Below are 16,455 nucleotides of genomic sequence, written 5' to 3'. Positions count from 1 at the left end.
GCCCAATTTAATCGTGATATTTTTAATATCACCACCACAAAGACCCTCACTAATATCTGCTAAACGCTCATAACTTACTTGTTTAGGGACATTTTCAGATAAGTGAAAGCTCCATAGTTGTTTTCTCATTTCTAAATCTGGGGCTAAAAATTCTATATTGAAAAGAATCCTTCTGAGAAAAGCCTCATCATAGTTATCAAAAAGATTGGTTGCAAAAACAATAATCCCGTTGAATTTATCTAGGAGAGTGAGCAACGTACTTTTTGCTGAGTTAACACCGTGATCCGCAGCTTGTGATAAATTGGAGATTCTTCTACTAAGAACTGCATCAGCTTCATCAAAAAACAACAAGCTTTTTGTTTCTTCCGCTTTGTTAAAAACTAATACTAAGTTCTCAGAAGTTCCTCCAAATAAAGAAGATTCAAGCTCACCATAGTTGGCTCTAATAATTGACATCCCAAGTTTGTGAGCAATTGCTTCAGCAGTTATGCTCTTACCTGTACCTGGTATGCCAAAAAAGTTAATACTCAAACCGCTTCCTGTTTTCAAGAAGCGATTAAACTGCCACTCATACAAAAGTTTTTCTCTATTTTGTATGTAGGCAACCATCTCGTCAATTTGGTCAAGTGTGCTTTTGGATAGTGCGACTTCTTCCAGAGTCCATTTCGGTTGCTCTACTAAAGCTTGTGCTTTCTCCTCTTTCTTTGACTTATGACTGTGTTTAACAATTTCGTAGTCCATCTGTTTTTGATTTCATTTCTCCAAATTTTGTTCCCTACTATTACTATCGGTAACCAAATGAGATTTTATACAAAAGCTCAAAAAATTTGAGTACTTTTGCCATTCTGATCAACCTCTACAATGAGAATGACAAAAATCTCAGAAGTTTAACCACCCTGAAAAAACGGATTTTCACAGGACATTTATTACAAAGTATCAAGCTAAAAAACGGAAAAGTTAGGAAAAATCGGGATCGAGTTAAGCTATAATGCTTGAAACCTTTGCCATATCTAACTTTTATGAATGTAACGGAAGTTTTACAATTTGTGGATCGGTTAGTTTTTGAACACACTGGAAAGCATTTAGATAATGTGCAAAGGGCTGTAGTTGAGGGTACATGGCAAGGAAAAACCTATAGTGAGATTGGGGAAGAAAATCATTTTCATAAAAATCATGCTAGTGACGTAGGCGCTGAGTTATGGAAACTTTTATCTGAAGCGTTAGGTGAAGATATAAAAAAGACTAATTTTCATTCTACTTTTCATAGATTAAAGATTTTATCATCGCAAAATCAGAATATTTGTCATGTAAGTGGTAATAATTATAATTTTAATTATCCTGCACCAAGATTATATAATTCAACGCAAGATGAGCGAGAAAATTTAACTAATAATCTATCTAAATCAATCAATCGCGATTTAACTTTAGCTCCTCAAATAATAAACTTTTACAACAGAGAAACTGAACTTAAAACCCTTTTCAATTGGATATTTAAGCAAAATATTCGTTTAATCTCAGTTTTAGGATTATCTGGAATTGGGAAAACGACTCTAGTGAAAAGATTTGTCGATCAACATTTACAACAATTTGAAGTAATTATCTGGAAAAGTCTAAAATTCCCTAAACCATTAGAATTATTTTGTAACGATTTATTGAATGTTTGTCAACAAGAAGCTAAAGAAACTATAGATGATAAATTAAAACAATTATTTAATGTGTTCAATGAGAAAAAATGTTTAATTATCCTTGATGATGTGCAAAATATATTTGCTAGTGGTGAATTGGCGGGACAATATCAAACTGAATACAAAGATTATCAAAACTTTTTCACCATGATTACCGAAACTGAACATCAAAGTAATGTAATTTTAATTAGTCAAGAACAATGTGCAGAAATGGAATGCTTAGATGAGGAATTATATCCGCTTAAATGTTTAGAATTGCCAGGATTATATGATGTGGAAATTATTAGAAATATGGGACTAAAAGATAGTTCGATCGCACTCGCTAACCATGAGGAAAGCTGGTTAAAGTTAATTAATTTATATGAAGGTAATTGGTTTTATTTAAAAAGCATTATTATGTTAATCAATAAAAATTATGATGGTCAAGTGGCTGATTTTTTAGCTGAGAATACTTTACATATTACTAATGAAATGCAGTCTCATTTTAGGAAAATATTTAACCATTTATCACCTAGAGAGCAAGAAATCGTATTACAATTAAGTAAATTCGATCGACCTATTTCCAGGGAAGATTTAAGACAAAGTTTAAATTTAACTTCAGTAGATTTTAATAATGGGTTACAATCTTTACAACAAAGGTATTTAGTAACGAAAATTAAAGAGGATAAAATCTTGTTTAAATTGTCTCTAGTTTTTAAAGAATGGGCGAGGATTTAGCCGATAATTTAGATTTCGAGGGTTGTTCAAATCTTTGCCCAGTCAGGCTTGGAGTATTTTTTAGCACAGTAAGTACGGAAAATCCAAGGTTTTGCAAAAGAGCGATCGCACTCTCTCCACAAATGCGATCGCTCTTCAAAAATAGGATAACCTTCGATTCTGCTTTTACGAAGTTACTAACCTTTTACGTAATGATTCAGCGCGTCGTTTGGCTATTTGATTGTTAGGCTCGATTTTCAAAACATCTTCATAAGCTTGTAATGCTGGGGCTGTTAATTTCTTTTTTTCGTAAGCATGGCCTAGATTATTAATTGCTGTGACATACTGGGGATTGAGCTTCAATGCTTCTTTGTATTGTCTAATTGCTAAGTCGTATTGTTCTTGAGCGAAGTAGGAAAAACCTAAGCCGTTGTAGATTAAGGCTTTATTTTCTGCATCTTCATTTTCTGATTCTTTGAGTGCTTTTTGAAAGACGTTTATAGATTGGGCAAAAAGCTTTTTGTCAAGATAAATGCTGCCTAGTTCGTAATATTCTTGAGCGGTACCTTTTTCGTTTTTCAGTTTGTTTTGTAAGCGGGAAAGTGAGGTTTCTACTTTGCGAGTTTTGAAGATTTGGCGCAAAATAGCAAAGGCGGCTCCTGAGAGCAATACTAGTAATATTGAGAGGTAAACAACTGGTAGGTAACTTTCCATATTTTTAGTTAAATCTGGTTTCAATCTTTATTTGTTTACTTTATCCCAAGGTAGCCCCCAAGAGGTAGCTAGTTGAGGCAACCAACCTTGTGTTTTTCCGCGCATTATCGCTTCATTCACAACTCGCCGTAAGTCATCGTACTGAATTCCTTTAGGCATGACTACAGCTAGGGGTTCTGCGGACAAGAGGGTTGGCAAGAGACGGTATTGGGGGTATTCTTGTACCCAACCAGTGAGAATGCTAACGTCAGCGGCAAAGGCAACTGCGCCATTTGATTCTAATAACGATCGCCCTTCTTCATAAGAGTCCACACCGACTAACTGAGCTTTGGGTAAGATAAACCTAACTTTGGCGATCGTACTCGAACCTTTGAGGATGGCAATTTTTTGTTGGGTTAAGTCGCTTAAACTCCGCACATTAGGTTCTTTGGTGACTAGGGCGATGCCATCCATGTAGTAGGGTATGCTAAACCTGACTATGCGATCGCGTGCAGCTGTCGCCGTGACTCTGGCAATTGTTAAATCGGCTTGTCCTTCTAAGACTACTCTGAGGCGATCGCGATTCGCCACTGGCACAAATTTAATTGCTTCAGGATTCCCTAATATTTCTTGTGCTAATCGCTTTGCTAGATCGATTTCTAATCCTTGCAAATTTCCTGCCGCATCACGAAAACCTAGCGGACGTAAGTTATCTTTGACGGCAACAATTAAATATCCTCGTCTCTGAATTTCTTTTAGTTCTGCGGCATTACCAACAATGGGAATTTGCCATAAATAAAATGAAAAAATTAAGCAGCGGATGAGCAGTGATGTAACTGATTTTGACTCTGTTTTTTTCACAGAACTTCTTTCAGTTACATCTGCTAAATTATCCGTTGCCAACTTCATCATTTAGCTTGTTTTGCTACTTCTACAACTTTGCCGAAACTGTCTGGATCTAGGATGGCTAGTTGAGCTAACATTTTCCGGTTAAGTTCAATGTTGGCTTTTTTCATGTTGCCCATGAGTTGACTATAGCTGATTCCGTGTTGATGAGCAGCAGCGTTGATTCTGGCAATCCAAAGGCGACGGAAATCGCGTTTGCGTTTTTTGCGATCGCGATAGGAATTCCGCAATGCTTTCATTACTTGTTGGTTAGCTGTGCGGAATAATGTTGAGTGAGAACCGCGAAAACCTTTCGCTAGTTTAAGAATCTTTTTGCGACGTTGGCGAGCAACGTTACCGCGTTTTACTCTGGTCATGGTTAATTGTTAATGGTGACTCGTTCTTGATTTTTTGGATGAGATTTGCTATTGGGTTGGCTTAATAGTTCATGGTTACGATCCATGAACCATGACCAACTTACAAGTATGGCAGCATGAGACGCACGTTACCTTCGTCACGCTCGTCTACTATTGTCAGCTTGGATAAATCGCGCTTGCGCTTGGTAGTCTTGTGCTGTAACAAGTGGTTTTTGAAAGCTCGACGACGGACAATCTTGCCACTTCCCGTTGTTCTGAAGCGTTTTGCCGCAGACCTGCGAGTTTTTACTTTTGGCATGGGTTGATAAAAGTTTTACTTAATCGACACAATCTCCAATTTTACCACTACTTTGGCTATTCCGCCAAGGCGGGAGGTGGGGAGATGGGGAGGTGGGGGGGTGGGGGGGTGGGGAGATGGGGAGATGGGGAGGTGGGGAGATGGGGAGATGGGGGGATGGGGAGATGGGGAGATGGGGAGATGGGGGGATGGGGAGAGAGATTTGTAGTATTATTTTTTCTATTCGATATTAGAAGAGAAAAGGGTTTTGATATTTAGTTTTCTATCTGTTTTCAATTACTCAATCATTTGATGGTGAAACTTATATTTTGCAGAGCTTGTAAAAGGTTTTCGGCTTTTGTTGTCCAGCCTACTATACCACCTTGGGAGCGAATCATTTCTATGGTTGCTTGTTTAAATTCTGGAAAGTAACTTTCAGTGGCATCTTCGATTAACAAACATTCAAATCCGCGATCGTTTGCTTCGCGCATAGTTGTTTGCACACAAACTTCTGTTGTGACTCCTGTAAAAATTAAATGAGTAATTTTTTGTTCGCTCAATTTATCCGATAAATCTGTATTATAAAAAGCACCTTTTCCGGGTTTATTTATCATAATTTCCCCTGGTAATGGTGCTAATTCTGGAATAATTGCATTCCCTGGTTCACCTAAAACTAGAATTCTTCCTAATGGGCCAATATCTCCAATTTTTAATTGACAGTTGCCCCGGTTAATTTTTGCGGGTGGACAATCGGAAAGGTCTGATTTATGACCTTCAATTGTATAAATAATTGGTAAGTTTAGTTGTCGGAAAGTTGTTAATAATTGTTTTAATACTGGTACAATCGATCGCAATCTGCTAACATCATTTCCTAAAGCTGCTCCGAAGCCTCCTGGTTCCAAAAAGTCGCGCTGCATATCTATAATTATCAGCGCTACATGACTCAAATTCGGCAATTCATAATCGTAGGGTTGTGCAGGAATATTAATCATAATAGATGGACAATATACTTCTAGCTGTTAATGGTACACTAATGCGGGGTTTAGAACTAAATCCCAACCTTTTGGCTGTGGGAGCTACTTTTGTTAAAGAAGCTTTTACAGAACCAACTTATCGACTTTGGTCAATTGACGATCGCTATCCTGCAATGATTAGAGTCAGTGCTGGGGGAAGTGCGATCGCTCTCGAAGTTTGGGCAGTCCCAACCATAGGAATCACAACAATTTTATTACAAGAACCACCGGGTTTGTGTATCGGTAAAGTGCGCCTTACCGACGGCGAAGAAGTATTAGGAGTTTTAGGAGAACCAATAATTTGCCAAGGTAAGCGGGAAATTACTGATTGGGGGAATTGGCGAACTTATATTGCCAATATTAGCCATAATAAAACATAATTTTCCCAGAAGTGTATACTTAATTACAAAACCCCTATTTGTGCAGTGGTTCAATCTATTTGCACGATAAATAGTTTCAAGTATTTACCTTAGCCTGAACCAGCAAATTTAGCTGTGGGATCAAATCTAAAATCTAAAATCGCATGACCAATAAGCCTTCATTGTACTTAAATCGACGGAAAGTTATTCGGGGAATTTTGGCAACTACTGCCTTCGGAGTCACATCAAAACTGTGGACTGGATGTACACCAACGGCACAACAAAATTCCTCAAATTCTCCTAGTCCAGCTGCTACTAATTCTCCAGACGGTACTACTAAGCCAATAGTAATGGGATTCATTTATGTTGGCCCAAAAGATGATTTTGGCTACAATCAAGCACACGCTGAAGGAAAAGCAGGGGTTGCCAAATTAGCTGGAGTAAAAACTGTGGAAGAGGCGAATGTGCCAGAAACCACAGCAGTTCAAGAAACGATGAGAAATATGATTAATCAGGATGGAGCAAACGTCCTATTTCCTACTTCTTTTGGTTACTTCGATCCGCATATTATTAAAGTTGCTCAAGAATACCCGGAAGTCCAATTTTTCCACTGCGGGGGACGTTACGAAGAAGGTAAACATCCCAAAAATATTGGTAGCTACTTTGGTTATATTGATGAAGCTCAATACATAGCAGGTATTATTGCTGCTCACACATCTAAAACAGGAAAACTAGGATTTGTTGCTGCTAAACCGATTCCTCAGCTACTAAGAAATGTGAATAGTTTTACTTTAGGTGCTAGGAGCATTAAACCAAATATTACTACACAAATTATTTTCACAGGTGACTGGTCTTTACCTGTTAAAGAAGCAGAAGCTACTAACAGTATGATAGACCAAGGTGTAGATGTAATTACCTGCCATGTAGACAGTCCTAAAGTGATCATGGAAACTGCCGAGAAACGGGGAATTTTTTGTTGTGGATATCATGCTAATCAAGCCCAATTAGCACCTAAAGGTTATCTTACAGGAGCAGAATGGGATTGGACTAGTGTTTACACTAAATATGCTCAAATGATTAGTGAAGGAAAAACTTTGATGAATGGAGGAATCCCTCATTTAGTGCGGGGTGGATTAAAAGATGGTTTTTGTAAATTATCTAATTATGGCCCTGCGGTGAGTGAAGCAGCGAAAAAAGATGCAGAAGCAGCAAAAGCTAAGTTTATGGATGGCAGTATGGTAATCTACAAAGGAGAATTGAAAGATAACACGGGTAAAGTAATTTTGGCATCTGGGAAAGAATATAAACAACAGGATGTGGAATTAGAAAAAATGAATTGGTTAGTAGATGGTGTAGTTGGTAGTATTACCAGTTAAAGAAATTTACCAATTGGGTAGGAGGGTAGCGGGTGTTATTACAAAATTGGCGGTTAAAATTAGAAAAGATTTGTATTCCCTTAGCTGCGTTAATCTTTTCTTTGTTCATCTTTGGTGTATTTTGTGCAGCTGCGGGAGCAAATCCGTTTGAGGTTTATGGCTCTATTTATAAAGCGGCTTTTGGGAGTTGGTTTTCTTTTCAAAATACGCTAATTCGAGCGGCACCTTTAATGTTAAGTTCCCTTTGTACTGCTTTACCTGCCCAATTGGGTTTAATAATTATTGGGAATGAAGGGGCAATTGTCATTGGGGGATTGGCGGCTGTAGCAATGGGATTAGCGATCGCCACTCTCCCACCTTTGGCAGTACAATTCCTCATGGCGATCGCCAGTATAATTGCTGGTGGATTGTGGATTATGGCTGTAGGTGCTTTACGCTATTATCGGGGAGTTAATGAAACAATTAGCAGCTTGTTGTTGAATTATATTGCGATCGCAATTCTCAATCAATTAGTAGGTGGGCCAATGCGCGATCCCACCAGTTTAAATAAACCCTCAAGTTACCCAATTTTAGACATCAATATGTTGGGAAATCTTCCCGGAACGCGCATTCATTACGGCTTAATTTACGGAATCATTGCTTGTTTAATCGCATACTTTTTAATTCAACGCACTACTTTTGGTTTTGCCGTTCGCACAGTTGGCGGAAATATTCGCGCAGCTAAAATAGCTGGATTACCTGTGGTAAAACTAACATTAATTATCTGTTTTTTAGCAGGTTCTTGTGCAGGTTTAGCAGGAATGGCAGAAGTCGCCGCCGTGCATGGTCGGGCTAATGAATCATTAAATTCTAATTACGGTTATAGTGGGATTTTAGTCGCCTTTATCGCTAGACATAACCCCTTAGCCGCCGTTTTTGTTTCAATTTTACTAGGAGGAATTCTCGCTAGTGGCGGGATTCTGCAAAGGTCGCATAATTTACCCGATGCGACAGTTTTAGTATTTCAGGGAATTGTATTTCTAGTGATTTTATACAGCGAATCACTTTACGGACGCTTGCCCTTTTTTAAACCAAGTTTCCGGCAACAAGCGAGTACAAATCTGACAACTCAAGCGTAATTTTGGGGACTGGGGACTGAGAAAGTTTTGAGTGAGAGAGTGAGAGAGTTTTGAGTTAGGAAGATAGGAAGAGTTTTAAGTTTTAAATTCTCCCCTGCTCCCCTGCGATCTCAATAAGTGATTTAAATACGTGACAGCTTATTACTTTATGTAGGAGAGAGTTACGTAATCAAAAATCAATTCAACCCTTAAATCCAAAATCTAAAATCTAAAATCGGAACATGGCAACAGAAACTATTGGATGGTGGGGAGTTCCCCTAGCAATTTTAGCCGGAACAATTCGTGGTAGCGCACCCTTTCTTTTTGTCAGTTTGGGTGAGTGCTTAACGGAAAAAAGCGGCAAAATTAACCTTGGTTTAGAGGGTACGCTGCTGTTAGGGGCAATGAGTGCTTATGCTACATCTTACCTTACCGGATCGCCTTGGTTAGGCGTGTTAATGGCTGGGGTAGCAGGAATGTTTTTGGGTTTAATTCATGCTTTATTAGTGCAACAACCAAAAGTAAATGATGTGGCGGTTGGCATTGCGATGATTATTTTTGGGAGTGGAATTGCCTTTTTCTTTGGTAAATCTTTCATTCAACCAGTTGCACCGCTATTACCTGCAATAGAATTAGGAAATTGGAGCGATATTCCTTCGGTAAAAGCAGCATTGCAAATTAGTCCTTTGTTTATTTTAGGATTAGCGATCGCACCCGCAATGCAATGGTTTTTCCGTTCAACTCGGTGGGGTTTATTTATTCGCGCTGTTGGGGATAGTCCCGAAGCAGCTAGAGCAATGGGAATTTCCGTAAATAAAGTGAGAATGTTGGCTATTATTGCGGGAAGTTTTCTCGCCGGAATTGGTGGCGCTTACCTATCTCTCTATTATCCTGGTAGTTGGACAGAAAGGATTTCTAGCGGTCAAGGATTAATGGCTGTGGCTTTGGTGATTTTTGCCCGTTGGAATCCGATACAGTGTATGTATGCTGCATTGCTGTTTGGCGGATCGCAGGCGATCGGTCCTGCTTTACAATCAGTAGGGGTGACAGGTTATTATTACTTGTTTAATGCTTCCCCTTACATTTTGACTTTGTTAATCATGATTATTACCTGTTCTCCCAAACGTACTCTCAGTGGTGTACCAGGAGCATTAACAACGCAAAATTAAGTAGGTACGTTGTTGCGCTGTCTTCGCTCTTATTACCACTTTTGATGAGAGCGAAGACAGCGCAACAACATACTAATTAGCAACTTGAATTAAAACGTAATTTAAGAACTATGAACGAGCAGAATGGAAGTATTGCCACATTATCAATAGATATTGGTGGTAGTGGAATTAAAGGGATGGTTTTGAATTCAGATGGTACACCAATGACTGAACGCAGCCGTGTGGAGACACCGCAACCAGCTAAACCAGAACCGATAATTGAAGCGATCGCTCAATTAGCCGCTAATCAAGGTAAATTCGATCGCGTATCTGTAGGATTTCCCGGAGTTGTGCGAAAAGGTGTGATTGGTACTGCTGCTAACCTTGACCCGGATTGGATTAACTTTGATTTAGGAACTACCCTATCTGAAAAATTGGCAAAACCTGTGCGCGTAGCTAACGATGCAGATATTCAAGGTTTAGGGGCAATTTCAGGTCAAGGAGTAGAATTAGTCATTACTTTAGGTACGGGTTTTGGTTCAGCTTTGTTTTTAAATGGTAAATTGGTGCCAAACTTGGAACTGGGACACCATTGTTTTCGCAAAGGTGAAACATACGAACAACAATTAGGTCGTGTTGCTTTAGATGAAATTGGCAAGAAAAAATGGAATAGTCGTTTAGAAAAAGCGATCGCTTCTTTAGAGCACGCTTTTAATTACGACTACCTTTATATTGGTGGTGGCAACACCGATAAAATTACCTTTGAACTCCCAGCAAACGTGAAAATTGTTCCCAACGTTTCTGGGATATTAGGAGGAATTGCCCTTTGGCAAGAATCAGGCTAGAAAATTAACGACGAGAACGCCTTTTTCCCTGCTTACTGTTGGCTATTGCTTTGCGCTTGCGTTTCTCTAGGGGTGTTTCAAAGTGACGATTCTTTTTCATATCAGGAAAAATTCCTGCTTGAGAAACTTTGCGCTTGAATCGACGTAATCCTGACTCAATCCCTTCATTTTCACCAATAATTACTTGAGCCATCCGATCTTCCTTTTTGACTATTTGGGCAAACTAGCAAAATTTTGAGGGTAGGTAAAAGCACCTACCCTCAAAGATTAGAAAATTTTAATCTTCAGTGCAGGGCTTAGAAACTACGGCGATTACCACCACCGCGATTGTTTCCCCAACCGCCGCCGCCACCACTTCTATTACCGCCGCCGCCATTACCGCGTTCTTCACGAGGTCTTGCTTTGTTAACTTTCAGGTCACGACCCATCCATTCGGCTCCATCTAAGGCTTCGATCGCAGCGGTTTCTTCTGCTTCTGTTCCCATTTCAACAAAGCCAAATCCGCGTAAGCGACCTGTTTCGCGGTCTGTTGGCAACTGAACACGCTTAACTGTGCCGTATTCTGCAAATACGTGAGTCAGATCATCCTGTGTAACTTGGTAGGATAGATTGCCGACATAAATTGACATAACCTAGATTCTCCAGAACCAAACATTGAAGAGACTTAGATTCGGAGAAACGCTTATTAACATAAAACGATTGACCACCGAAAATAATCCTTTCATATAGACTAGCACAGGACTAGGGAAAATACGGAAGTTAAACAGAACTTAAAAATGAAGAGGTGGGGAGGTAGGGAGGTGGGGAGGTGGGGAGGTGGGGAGGTGGGGAGGTAGGGAGGTGGGGAGGTAGGGAGGTGGGGAGGTGGGGAGGTAGGGAGAGTTGTTGATGTAAACTAAGGAACTCCCCTTGTCCCCTTGTCCCCTTGTCCCCTTGTCCCCTTGTCCCCTTGTCCCCTTATCCCCTTGTTACTCTATTGCGGTTTCGGGTGGCATAATTACTTTTCGGGCTAATCCTACCATTTGCAGAAATTGAATTGCCCACCAAGTCATATCAAGTTCCCACCATTTCCATCCGGTTTTGGCGACGTTGGGGTAGGCGTGGTGGTTGTTGTGCCAACCTTCGCCGTATGTAAGGATGGCTGCCCACCACAGGTTTCCAGAGTTGTCGTTGGATTCAAATGTGCGATATCCTGCCATGTGGGTGGCAGAGTTAATTAACCAAGTGCTATGCCAGAGGATGACGGCGCGGACAAATACTCCGTAAATGACAAAAGGCCAACCGCCTAGAATATATAGCAGAATCCCTACGGGGATCTGAAGTAGTAGAAAATTATTATTTAAATGGCGGTAAAAAGGATCTTTTACTAAGTCAGGTGCAAACTGTTTATAGTATTCGTAGTCAAAAAATTCTTGACGTGGGTAAAATATCCACAGCATATGGCTCCACCAGAACCCACGACGAGCAGAGTAAGGGTCTTTGTCTACATCTTCGGTGTGGAGGTGATGCTGCCGATGTCCGGCTACCCAAAAGATTGGCCCGCCTTGCAATGCGAGTGCGCCAATGAGAGCGATCGCATATTCTACAGGCTTAGGCACTTGCAAACTGCGGTGAGTTAACAGGCGGTGATACCCTAAACAAATCCCAATGCTGCCAAATAACCAGTGGAGAAATATTGTTACTCCTAATGCAGACCACGAGAAGAACCAAGGCGCGGAAAGAGCGATCGCATGAATCACACCAAAAAACACCACACTCGGCCAACTTAATTTTAAAGACTCCCCATTTTCTGGGGCAGTTTTTATCGAATCCAAGGTCATAAATTTCCTTTTTTAACACGCCAAAAATGAACCAGTGCCATACAAGACACAACTGGTTCGCTCAACCCCATGTACGCTAACTAAAACTTACATTTGCTAAGAAAGTAGTTACAGTAGGAGCAGAGAATGCAAGTGATACTTACAGTGATAAGCCTAGCAACGATTTGTATTTTTTGCAAGTGATACTTACATTTTACTCATGGCGGCTCAAAGAAATTCGACTCGACAGCGTTTAGTTCATGCAGCACTGGAATTATTTGCTGTTCAGGGTGTAACGGAGACTACAACTAAGCAGATTGCAGAATTGGCGGATGTGAATGAAGTGACGATATTCCGCCAGTTTGGGAATAAACATGGTTTGTTGTTAGCAGTAATTGAAGAGGCTGGCATATTTACTAATTTGGGGCAAAATTTAGTTCAACAAGCAAGTCAGACTAGCAGTATTTATCAAGCTCTTAAGGATTATGCTACGGCTTGTTTGCAAGCATTGGAGGGAATTCCAGAGGTAGTGCGATCGGTTGTGGGAGAATCGGGACAGTATCCCTCCCAAAACCGGGAAGCGTTAGGTCAAGGATTTACGCAAGCGAATCGCTATGTTGCGGAATATTTCGCTACGGTGATTAATTCTGGACAATTGCAGACTCATTTACCAGCAGAAAAATTGGCAAGTTTGCTCAATGGAATGTTGTTAGGATATGCGGTAATTGAGTTTACCAGCGAGTTCCATGAACTTTGGCAAAATCGGGAGGATTTCTTAGAGAATTTGGTGACATTGTTTTTACATGGCGCAGTTTCACAAGCACCTCAATCTCCCATAGTTTCTGTTGAGAAAGTGAGTGATTTACCTGCTACTTTGGTGCATTCAATTCTGCAACGTGCTAAAAAAGTTGGGTTGCAAGATTATGCTTTAATGTATGTTTTGTTTGGGGCGGGATTGAGTGCAGCAGAAGTGGTAAGGTTAGAGCGATCGCACTATATCAAAGACACTCATCAGCAACTTTTACAAATCACACAAGAACATATTCGCCAAGTTCCCCTCAATCAATGGATTATGGGCAAGCGCTACGGTTCCTATCAGCGTAATCCCCTAACCCAATGGTTAAAAAGTCGCAAAGATCGCCAATCAGCCTTATTTCTTAATGAAAATGGCAATCCACTTTCGGAAATAGAGTTACAAAAGAAATGGCTTGCATTAACAGCAGATTTACTCACCCCAGACGGACAAATTCCTAACATTGAGCAAGCTCAACAAACCTGGTGCGTCGATATGCTACTCAGAGGAATAGATTTACAGAATTTGTCCATTCTTACTGGTTGGGATACAACCAAATTACAGCGCTATGTTCATCGAGCCAAGGAAAAAGCAGCCTTAGAACAAGCCACTCGTCTCGATCAAAAAATCTAACATAAAGTAAATTCATTAAGATTAGTAACAACTTTCCACCTAGAGCTAGAGGTAATGATTAATGCTAAAGAAAAAATGGGTACTAAAAACTTATAGAGTGCATTAGTGAATACAGGAAGCCAATGTATGTCGCCTGAATCCCCCGAAAAAGAAGTGATCTTAATCATTGATGATAGTCCGACTAACATAATGTTACTTTCCGACTTATTGCAAGAATCGGGATTTACCGTTTGGATCGCCAGAGATGGTGAAACAGCTATTTCCAAAGTAACAGAGGAATTGCCAGATCTAATTTTATTAGATGTGTTGATGCCGGGACTTGACGGATTTGAAATTTGCCAAAGACTCAAATCTAACCCTTTAACAAGTGAAGTTCCGATTATTTTTATGACTGCTCTTTCTGACCCTGTAGATAAAGTGAAAGGCATGAATTTAGGGGCAGTAGATTATATCACCAAACCTTTTCGCCAAGAAGAAGTATTAGCGCGGGTTAAAATACATTTAAAAATTCGCAAATTAACCCAATCATTAGCCAAGCAAAATCAACTTCTCAAACAAGAAATTAAAGACAGAATTGCCGTCGAAGTTAGATTACAAAAGCTGACAGAGGAATTAGAGAAACGGGTAGAAGAACGCACGGCTGAACTGACTCAAGCCATGTATGATTTGCAAAAAGCGCAAGTGCAACTAGTACAAAAAGAAAAAATGTCTACTCTTGGGCAATTAGTTGCTGGGGTGGCTCACGAAATTAATAATCCGATTAACTTTATTGCCGTTAATCTGACTCATGCAGAAAAATATATCGAAGATTTGCTAGAACACTTACATCTTTACCAACAAAAATATCCCGATCCCGGTGCGGAAATCGAAACTCATGCTGAAGAAATTGATTTGGATTTTCTGGTGGAAGACTTACCAAGTTTAGTAGCTTCTATGCAAACTGGAACTGACAGAATTAATCAAATAAGCGTTTCTTTAAGGATTTTTTCGCGAGCGGATACTAGTGCCAAAGTAGCAGTGAATATTCATGAAGGAATTGATAGTACGTTAATGATTTTGAAGCATCGCCTCAAAGCTAATGAAAATCGTCCGGCGATCGACATTATCAAAGACTACGGGAACTTGCCCTTAGTAGAATGCTATGCTGGACAACTAAATCAGGTGTTTATGAATCTGCTTTCTAATGCCATTGATGCTTTTGATGAGTATAGTCAAGCTTACTCTTACGCAGAATTAGAACGAAATCCCAGTAGGATTATTATCAGCACAGAAGCTAATGAAAAAGAACAGCAAATACTGATTCGGATTCATGATAATGGCCCTGGAATGTTACCAGAAGCCCAAGCTCATCTTTTTGAGCCTTTATTTACTACTAAACCCTTGGGGAAAGGCACTGGTTTAGGGTTATCTATTAGTCATCAAATTGTAGTAGAAAAACATGGAGGTCAATTAACTTGTAATTCTGTAGCCGGAAAGGGAGTAGAGTTTGTAATTGCTTTGCCATTACATTAATTTACTTGGGAAAAGGTGGTTTTTGATACCAACAATGTGATGATAATCTTGTACATCTTAATTGATGATTAATTTGTGCTAAATATGGGATGTTTTGTAGAATCTGAACCTTATCCTTTTCCTTTCAATGGGGATTTACGTCCAGAAAATACGGTTTTGCTAGTAATTGATATGCAAACTGATTTCTGTGGTATTGGTGGTTATGTGGATAAAATGGGTTACGATTTATCTTTAACTAGAGCACCAATCGCACCAATTAAGAAAGTTTTAGAAGTACTTCGCGCCAAGAATTTCCACATCATGCACACTCGCGAAGGACATCGAAGCGATCTATCTGATTTACCTGAAAATAAGCAATGGCGGAGTCGTCAAATTGGTGCAGGAATTGGCGATCGTGGCCCTTGTGGGAAAATATTAGTTAGAGGTGAGGCGGGATGGGAAATTATTCCCGAACTTGCACCAATACCTGGAGAAACGATTATTGATAAACCAGGTAAAGGCAGTTTTTACGCTACAGATTTGGATTTATTGCTGAGAAAAAAAGGGATTCAAAATATTGTTTTAACTGGCATTACTACTGATGTTTGCGTGCATACTACGATGAGGGAAGCGAACGATCGCGGATATGAATGCTTGCTCTTATCTGATTGTACCGGAGCAACCGACTACGGCAATTATTTAGCGGCGTTGAAAATGATTACCATGCAGGGTGGTGTGTTTGGTGCGATCGCCAACTCGGAAGCATTCCTGAAAACCATTCAAGAAAATTTTTAAGCTGTTAGTCAATCACCCAACTAGGTGAATCTATAGCATGAGGCTTATTTCCAGAGCAAGTTTTAATTTAAAAGTAAGGAGTTGAACGTGAGTCAACAAATTACCTGAAATGATTACAAATTTGCTCGATTCAAAAATCGTGACTGAAACAGGTGATAATTTCCAGTTACAAGGGGTTTTAGCCGAACGAGAGTTGCAATATCAAGATGCTACCCCAGAAGAAATTTTAGATTTGTTAGCCGAAGCAGTAGACTCTTACACTTTTTTAGCTGCTGAACTTTCGCCACAGTTGAGACAGATTGCTAGGGAGGAAATTAAGTTTTTACTCTCTGTGTATGAGTCAAGTGTTCTTAAAGCACCTTCCCAAACAACTATCAATTTTCTGTTTTACCGGGCTTGTAAAATTACTAATGAGATGTTGCTGCAAAATTAACCAGTTGGATGATCCAATTGGATGAAGTTGAGTGTTTGGCTCAGATGCTACAAAGAATAT

At 39.7% G+C, this 16,455-nt stretch carries 19 protein-coding genes (1 of these 19 cut by a window edge); 10 read left to right on the top strand and 9 right to left on the bottom strand.

Annotated elements, in window-relative coordinates; translation table 11 throughout:
- Positions 1-741, bottom strand: the 5' portion of a protein-coding gene (locus ACE1CI_RS12200; RefSeq protein WP_413267338.1) for an ATP-binding protein. The gene continues 162 nt to the left of window position 1, outside the view; only the first 741 of its 903 coding nucleotides appear in the window; the start codon lies at positions 739-741; the stop codon falls past the left edge of the window.
- 278 nt (positions 742-1,019) lie between these two features.
- Here ACE1CI_RS12200 and ACE1CI_RS12195 point away from each other — a divergent pair, with 278 nt between their 5' ends.
- A complete protein-coding gene (locus ACE1CI_RS12195; RefSeq protein WP_413267337.1) occupies positions 1,020-2,402 on the top strand; it encodes a helix-turn-helix domain-containing protein in 1,383 nt (460 codons plus the stop codon).
- 165 nt (positions 2,403-2,567) lie between these two features.
- Here the strand turns inward: ACE1CI_RS12195 and ACE1CI_RS12190 are convergent, their stop codons facing one another.
- The 5 genes from ACE1CI_RS12190 to ACE1CI_RS12170 all read right to left on the bottom strand — a co-directional run bounded on the left by ACE1CI_RS12190 (position 2,568) and on the right by ACE1CI_RS12170 (position 5,605).
- Positions 2,568-3,095: a tetratricopeptide repeat protein gene (locus ACE1CI_RS12190; protein WP_413267336.1), complete on the bottom strand. Its 528-nt coding sequence runs from the start codon at positions 3,093-3,095 to the stop codon at positions 2,568-2,570.
- 27 nt (positions 3,096-3,122) lie between these two features.
- A complete protein-coding gene (locus tag ACE1CI_RS12185) occupies positions 3,123-3,986 on the bottom strand; it encodes a transporter substrate-binding domain-containing protein (RefSeq protein ID WP_413267335.1) in 864 nt (287 codons plus the stop codon).
- The gene (rplT, locus tag ACE1CI_RS12180; protein ID WP_413267334.1) at positions 3,983-4,336 is read right to left on the bottom strand and encodes a 50S ribosomal protein L20; all 354 of its coding nucleotides are present in this window, start codon (positions 4,334-4,336) and stop codon (positions 3,983-3,985) included. Before rplT ends, ACE1CI_RS12185 begins: the two co-directional genes overlap by 4 nt.
- Before the next feature lie 100 nt (positions 4,337-4,436).
- Positions 4,437-4,634: a 50S ribosomal protein L35 gene (gene rpmI, locus ACE1CI_RS12175; RefSeq protein WP_413267333.1), complete on the bottom strand. Its 198-nt coding sequence runs from the start codon at positions 4,632-4,634 to the stop codon at positions 4,437-4,439.
- A gap of 284 nt (positions 4,635-4,918) precedes the next feature.
- A complete protein-coding gene (locus ACE1CI_RS12170; protein ID WP_413266474.1) occupies positions 4,919-5,605 on the bottom strand; it encodes a cysteine hydrolase family protein in 687 nt (228 codons plus the stop codon).
- Between the two features lie 5 nt (positions 5,606-5,610).
- Here ACE1CI_RS12170 and ACE1CI_RS12165 point away from each other — a divergent pair, with 5 nt between their 5' ends.
- From ACE1CI_RS12165 to ACE1CI_RS12145, 5 genes are all read left to right on the top strand, one after another.
- Positions 5,611-6,006: an allophanate hydrolase-related protein gene (locus ACE1CI_RS12165; RefSeq protein WP_413266475.1), complete on the top strand. Its 396-nt coding sequence runs from the start codon at positions 5,611-5,613 to the stop codon at positions 6,004-6,006.
- 143 nt (positions 6,007-6,149) lie between these two features.
- The gene (locus ACE1CI_RS12160) at positions 6,150-7,361 is read left to right on the top strand and encodes a BMP family ABC transporter substrate-binding protein (RefSeq protein WP_413266476.1); all 1,212 of its coding nucleotides are present in this window, start codon (positions 6,150-6,152) and stop codon (positions 7,359-7,361) included.
- Between the two features lie 32 nt (positions 7,362-7,393).
- A complete protein-coding gene (locus ACE1CI_RS12155; protein WP_413266477.1) occupies positions 7,394-8,479 on the top strand; it encodes an ABC transporter permease in 1,086 nt (361 codons plus the stop codon).
- A gap of 221 nt (positions 8,480-8,700) precedes the next feature.
- Positions 8,701-9,627, top strand: a complete 927-nt coding sequence (locus tag ACE1CI_RS12150) for an ABC transporter permease (RefSeq protein WP_413266478.1) — start codon at positions 8,701-8,703, stop codon at positions 9,625-9,627.
- Between the two features lie 110 nt (positions 9,628-9,737).
- The gene (locus tag ACE1CI_RS12145) at positions 9,738-10,451 is read left to right on the top strand and encodes an ROK family protein (protein WP_413266479.1); all 714 of its coding nucleotides are present in this window, start codon (positions 9,738-9,740) and stop codon (positions 10,449-10,451) included.
- Positions 10,452-10,455: 4 nt separating this feature from the next.
- Here ACE1CI_RS12145 and rpsU read toward each other — a convergent pair whose 3' ends face one another.
- The 3 genes from rpsU to ACE1CI_RS12130 all read right to left on the bottom strand — a co-directional run bounded on the left by rpsU (position 10,456) and on the right by ACE1CI_RS12130 (position 12,271).
- The gene (gene rpsU, locus ACE1CI_RS12140; protein ID WP_073594016.1) at positions 10,456-10,644 is read right to left on the bottom strand and encodes a 30S ribosomal protein S21; all 189 of its coding nucleotides are present in this window, start codon (positions 10,642-10,644) and stop codon (positions 10,456-10,458) included.
- Positions 10,645-10,747: 103 nt separating this feature from the next.
- On the bottom strand, positions 10,748-11,080 hold the full coding sequence (rbp, locus tag ACE1CI_RS12135; RefSeq protein ID WP_413266480.1) for an RNA-binding regulator: 333 nt from the start codon (positions 11,078-11,080) through the stop codon (positions 10,748-10,750).
- A gap of 339 nt (positions 11,081-11,419) precedes the next feature.
- Positions 11,420-12,271, bottom strand: a complete 852-nt coding sequence (locus ACE1CI_RS12130; protein WP_496615427.1) for a fatty acid desaturase — start codon at positions 12,269-12,271, stop codon at positions 11,420-11,422.
- A 199-nt stretch (positions 12,272-12,470) separates the two neighbouring features.
- On the opposite strand from ACE1CI_RS12130, the gene ACE1CI_RS12125 reads away from it, so the two are divergent.
- From ACE1CI_RS12125 to ACE1CI_RS12110, 4 genes are all read left to right on the top strand, one after another.
- Positions 12,471-13,676 (top strand): TetR family transcriptional regulator, encoded by a 1,206-nt coding sequence (locus ACE1CI_RS12125; protein WP_413266482.1) that lies wholly within the window; start codon positions 12,471-12,473, stop codon positions 13,674-13,676.
- A 126-nt stretch (positions 13,677-13,802) separates the two neighbouring features.
- On the top strand, positions 13,803-15,188 hold the full coding sequence (locus tag ACE1CI_RS12120) for a hybrid sensor histidine kinase/response regulator (protein ID WP_413266483.1): 1,386 nt from the start codon (positions 13,803-13,805) through the stop codon (positions 15,186-15,188).
- An 84-nt stretch (positions 15,189-15,272) separates the two neighbouring features.
- Positions 15,273-15,962, top strand: a complete 690-nt coding sequence (gene biuH, locus ACE1CI_RS12115) for a biuret amidohydrolase (RefSeq protein ID WP_413266484.1) — start codon at positions 15,273-15,275, stop codon at positions 15,960-15,962.
- 109 nt (positions 15,963-16,071) lie between these two features.
- Positions 16,072-16,395 (top strand): hypothetical protein, encoded by a 324-nt coding sequence (locus tag ACE1CI_RS12110; protein WP_413266485.1) that lies wholly within the window; start codon positions 16,072-16,074, stop codon positions 16,393-16,395.
- Positions 16,396-16,455 lie beyond the last annotated feature (60 nt).

It is taken from the genome of Floridaenema flaviceps BLCC-F50, assembly GCF_041929275.2.
Taxonomy (GTDB): domain Bacteria; phylum Cyanobacteriota; class Cyanobacteriia; order Cyanobacteriales; family Aerosakkonemataceae; genus Floridanema; species Floridanema flaviceps.
Note: the sequence above shows the minus strand (reverse complement) of the source record. Positions and strands in the feature narration are given on the sequence as shown.

What these genes read in the sequence shown, in the direction of transcription:
- ACE1CI_RS12195 (WP_413267337.1), top strand. Translation starts at nt 1,020, where the DNA reads ATGAATGTAACGGAAGTTTTACAATTTGTGGATCGGTTAGTTTTTGAA.
- ACE1CI_RS12190 (WP_413267336.1), bottom strand. Translation starts at nt 3,095, where the DNA reads ATGGAAAGTTACCTACCAGTTGTTTACCTCTCAATATTACTAGTATTG.
- ACE1CI_RS12185 (WP_413267335.1), bottom strand. Translation starts at nt 3,986, where the DNA reads ATGATGAAGTTGGCAACGGATAATTTAGCAGATGTAACTGAAAGAAGT.
- rplT (WP_413267334.1), bottom strand. Translation starts at nt 4,336, where the DNA reads ATGACCAGAGTAAAACGCGGTAACGTTGCTCGCCAACGTCGCAAAAAG.
- rpmI (WP_413267333.1), bottom strand. Translation starts at nt 4,634, where the DNA reads ATGCCAAAAGTAAAAACTCGCAGGTCTGCGGCAAAACGCTTCAGAACA.
- ACE1CI_RS12170 (WP_413266474.1), bottom strand. Translation starts at nt 5,605, where the DNA reads ATGATTAATATTCCTGCACAACCCTACGATTATGAATTGCCGAATTTG.
- ACE1CI_RS12165 (WP_413266475.1), top strand. Translation starts at nt 5,611, where the DNA reads ATGGACAATATACTTCTAGCTGTTAATGGTACACTAATGCGGGGTTTA.
- ACE1CI_RS12160 (WP_413266476.1), top strand. Translation starts at nt 6,150, where the DNA reads ATGACCAATAAGCCTTCATTGTACTTAAATCGACGGAAAGTTATTCGG.
- ACE1CI_RS12150 (WP_413266478.1), top strand. Translation starts at nt 8,701, where the DNA reads ATGGCAACAGAAACTATTGGATGGTGGGGAGTTCCCCTAGCAATTTTA.
- ACE1CI_RS12145 (WP_413266479.1), top strand. Translation starts at nt 9,738, where the DNA reads ATGAACGAGCAGAATGGAAGTATTGCCACATTATCAATAGATATTGGT.
- rpsU (WP_073594016.1), bottom strand. Translation starts at nt 10,644, where the DNA reads ATGGCTCAAGTAATTATTGGTGAAAATGAAGGGATTGAGTCAGGATTA.
- rbp (WP_413266480.1), bottom strand. Translation starts at nt 11,080, where the DNA reads ATGTCAATTTATGTCGGCAATCTATCCTACCAAGTTACACAGGATGAT.
- ACE1CI_RS12130 (WP_496615427.1), bottom strand. Translation starts at nt 12,271, where the DNA reads ATGACCTTGGATTCGATAAAAACTGCCCCAGAAAATGGGGAGTCTTTA.
- ACE1CI_RS12125 (WP_413266482.1), top strand. Translation starts at nt 12,471, where the DNA reads ATGGCGGCTCAAAGAAATTCGACTCGACAGCGTTTAGTTCATGCAGCA.
- ACE1CI_RS12120 (WP_413266483.1), top strand. Translation starts at nt 13,803, where the DNA reads ATGTCGCCTGAATCCCCCGAAAAAGAAGTGATCTTAATCATTGATGAT.
- biuH (WP_413266484.1), top strand. Translation starts at nt 15,273, where the DNA reads ATGGGATGTTTTGTAGAATCTGAACCTTATCCTTTTCCTTTCAATGGG.
- ACE1CI_RS12110 (WP_413266485.1), top strand. Translation starts at nt 16,072, where the DNA reads ATGATTACAAATTTGCTCGATTCAAAAATCGTGACTGAAACAGGTGAT.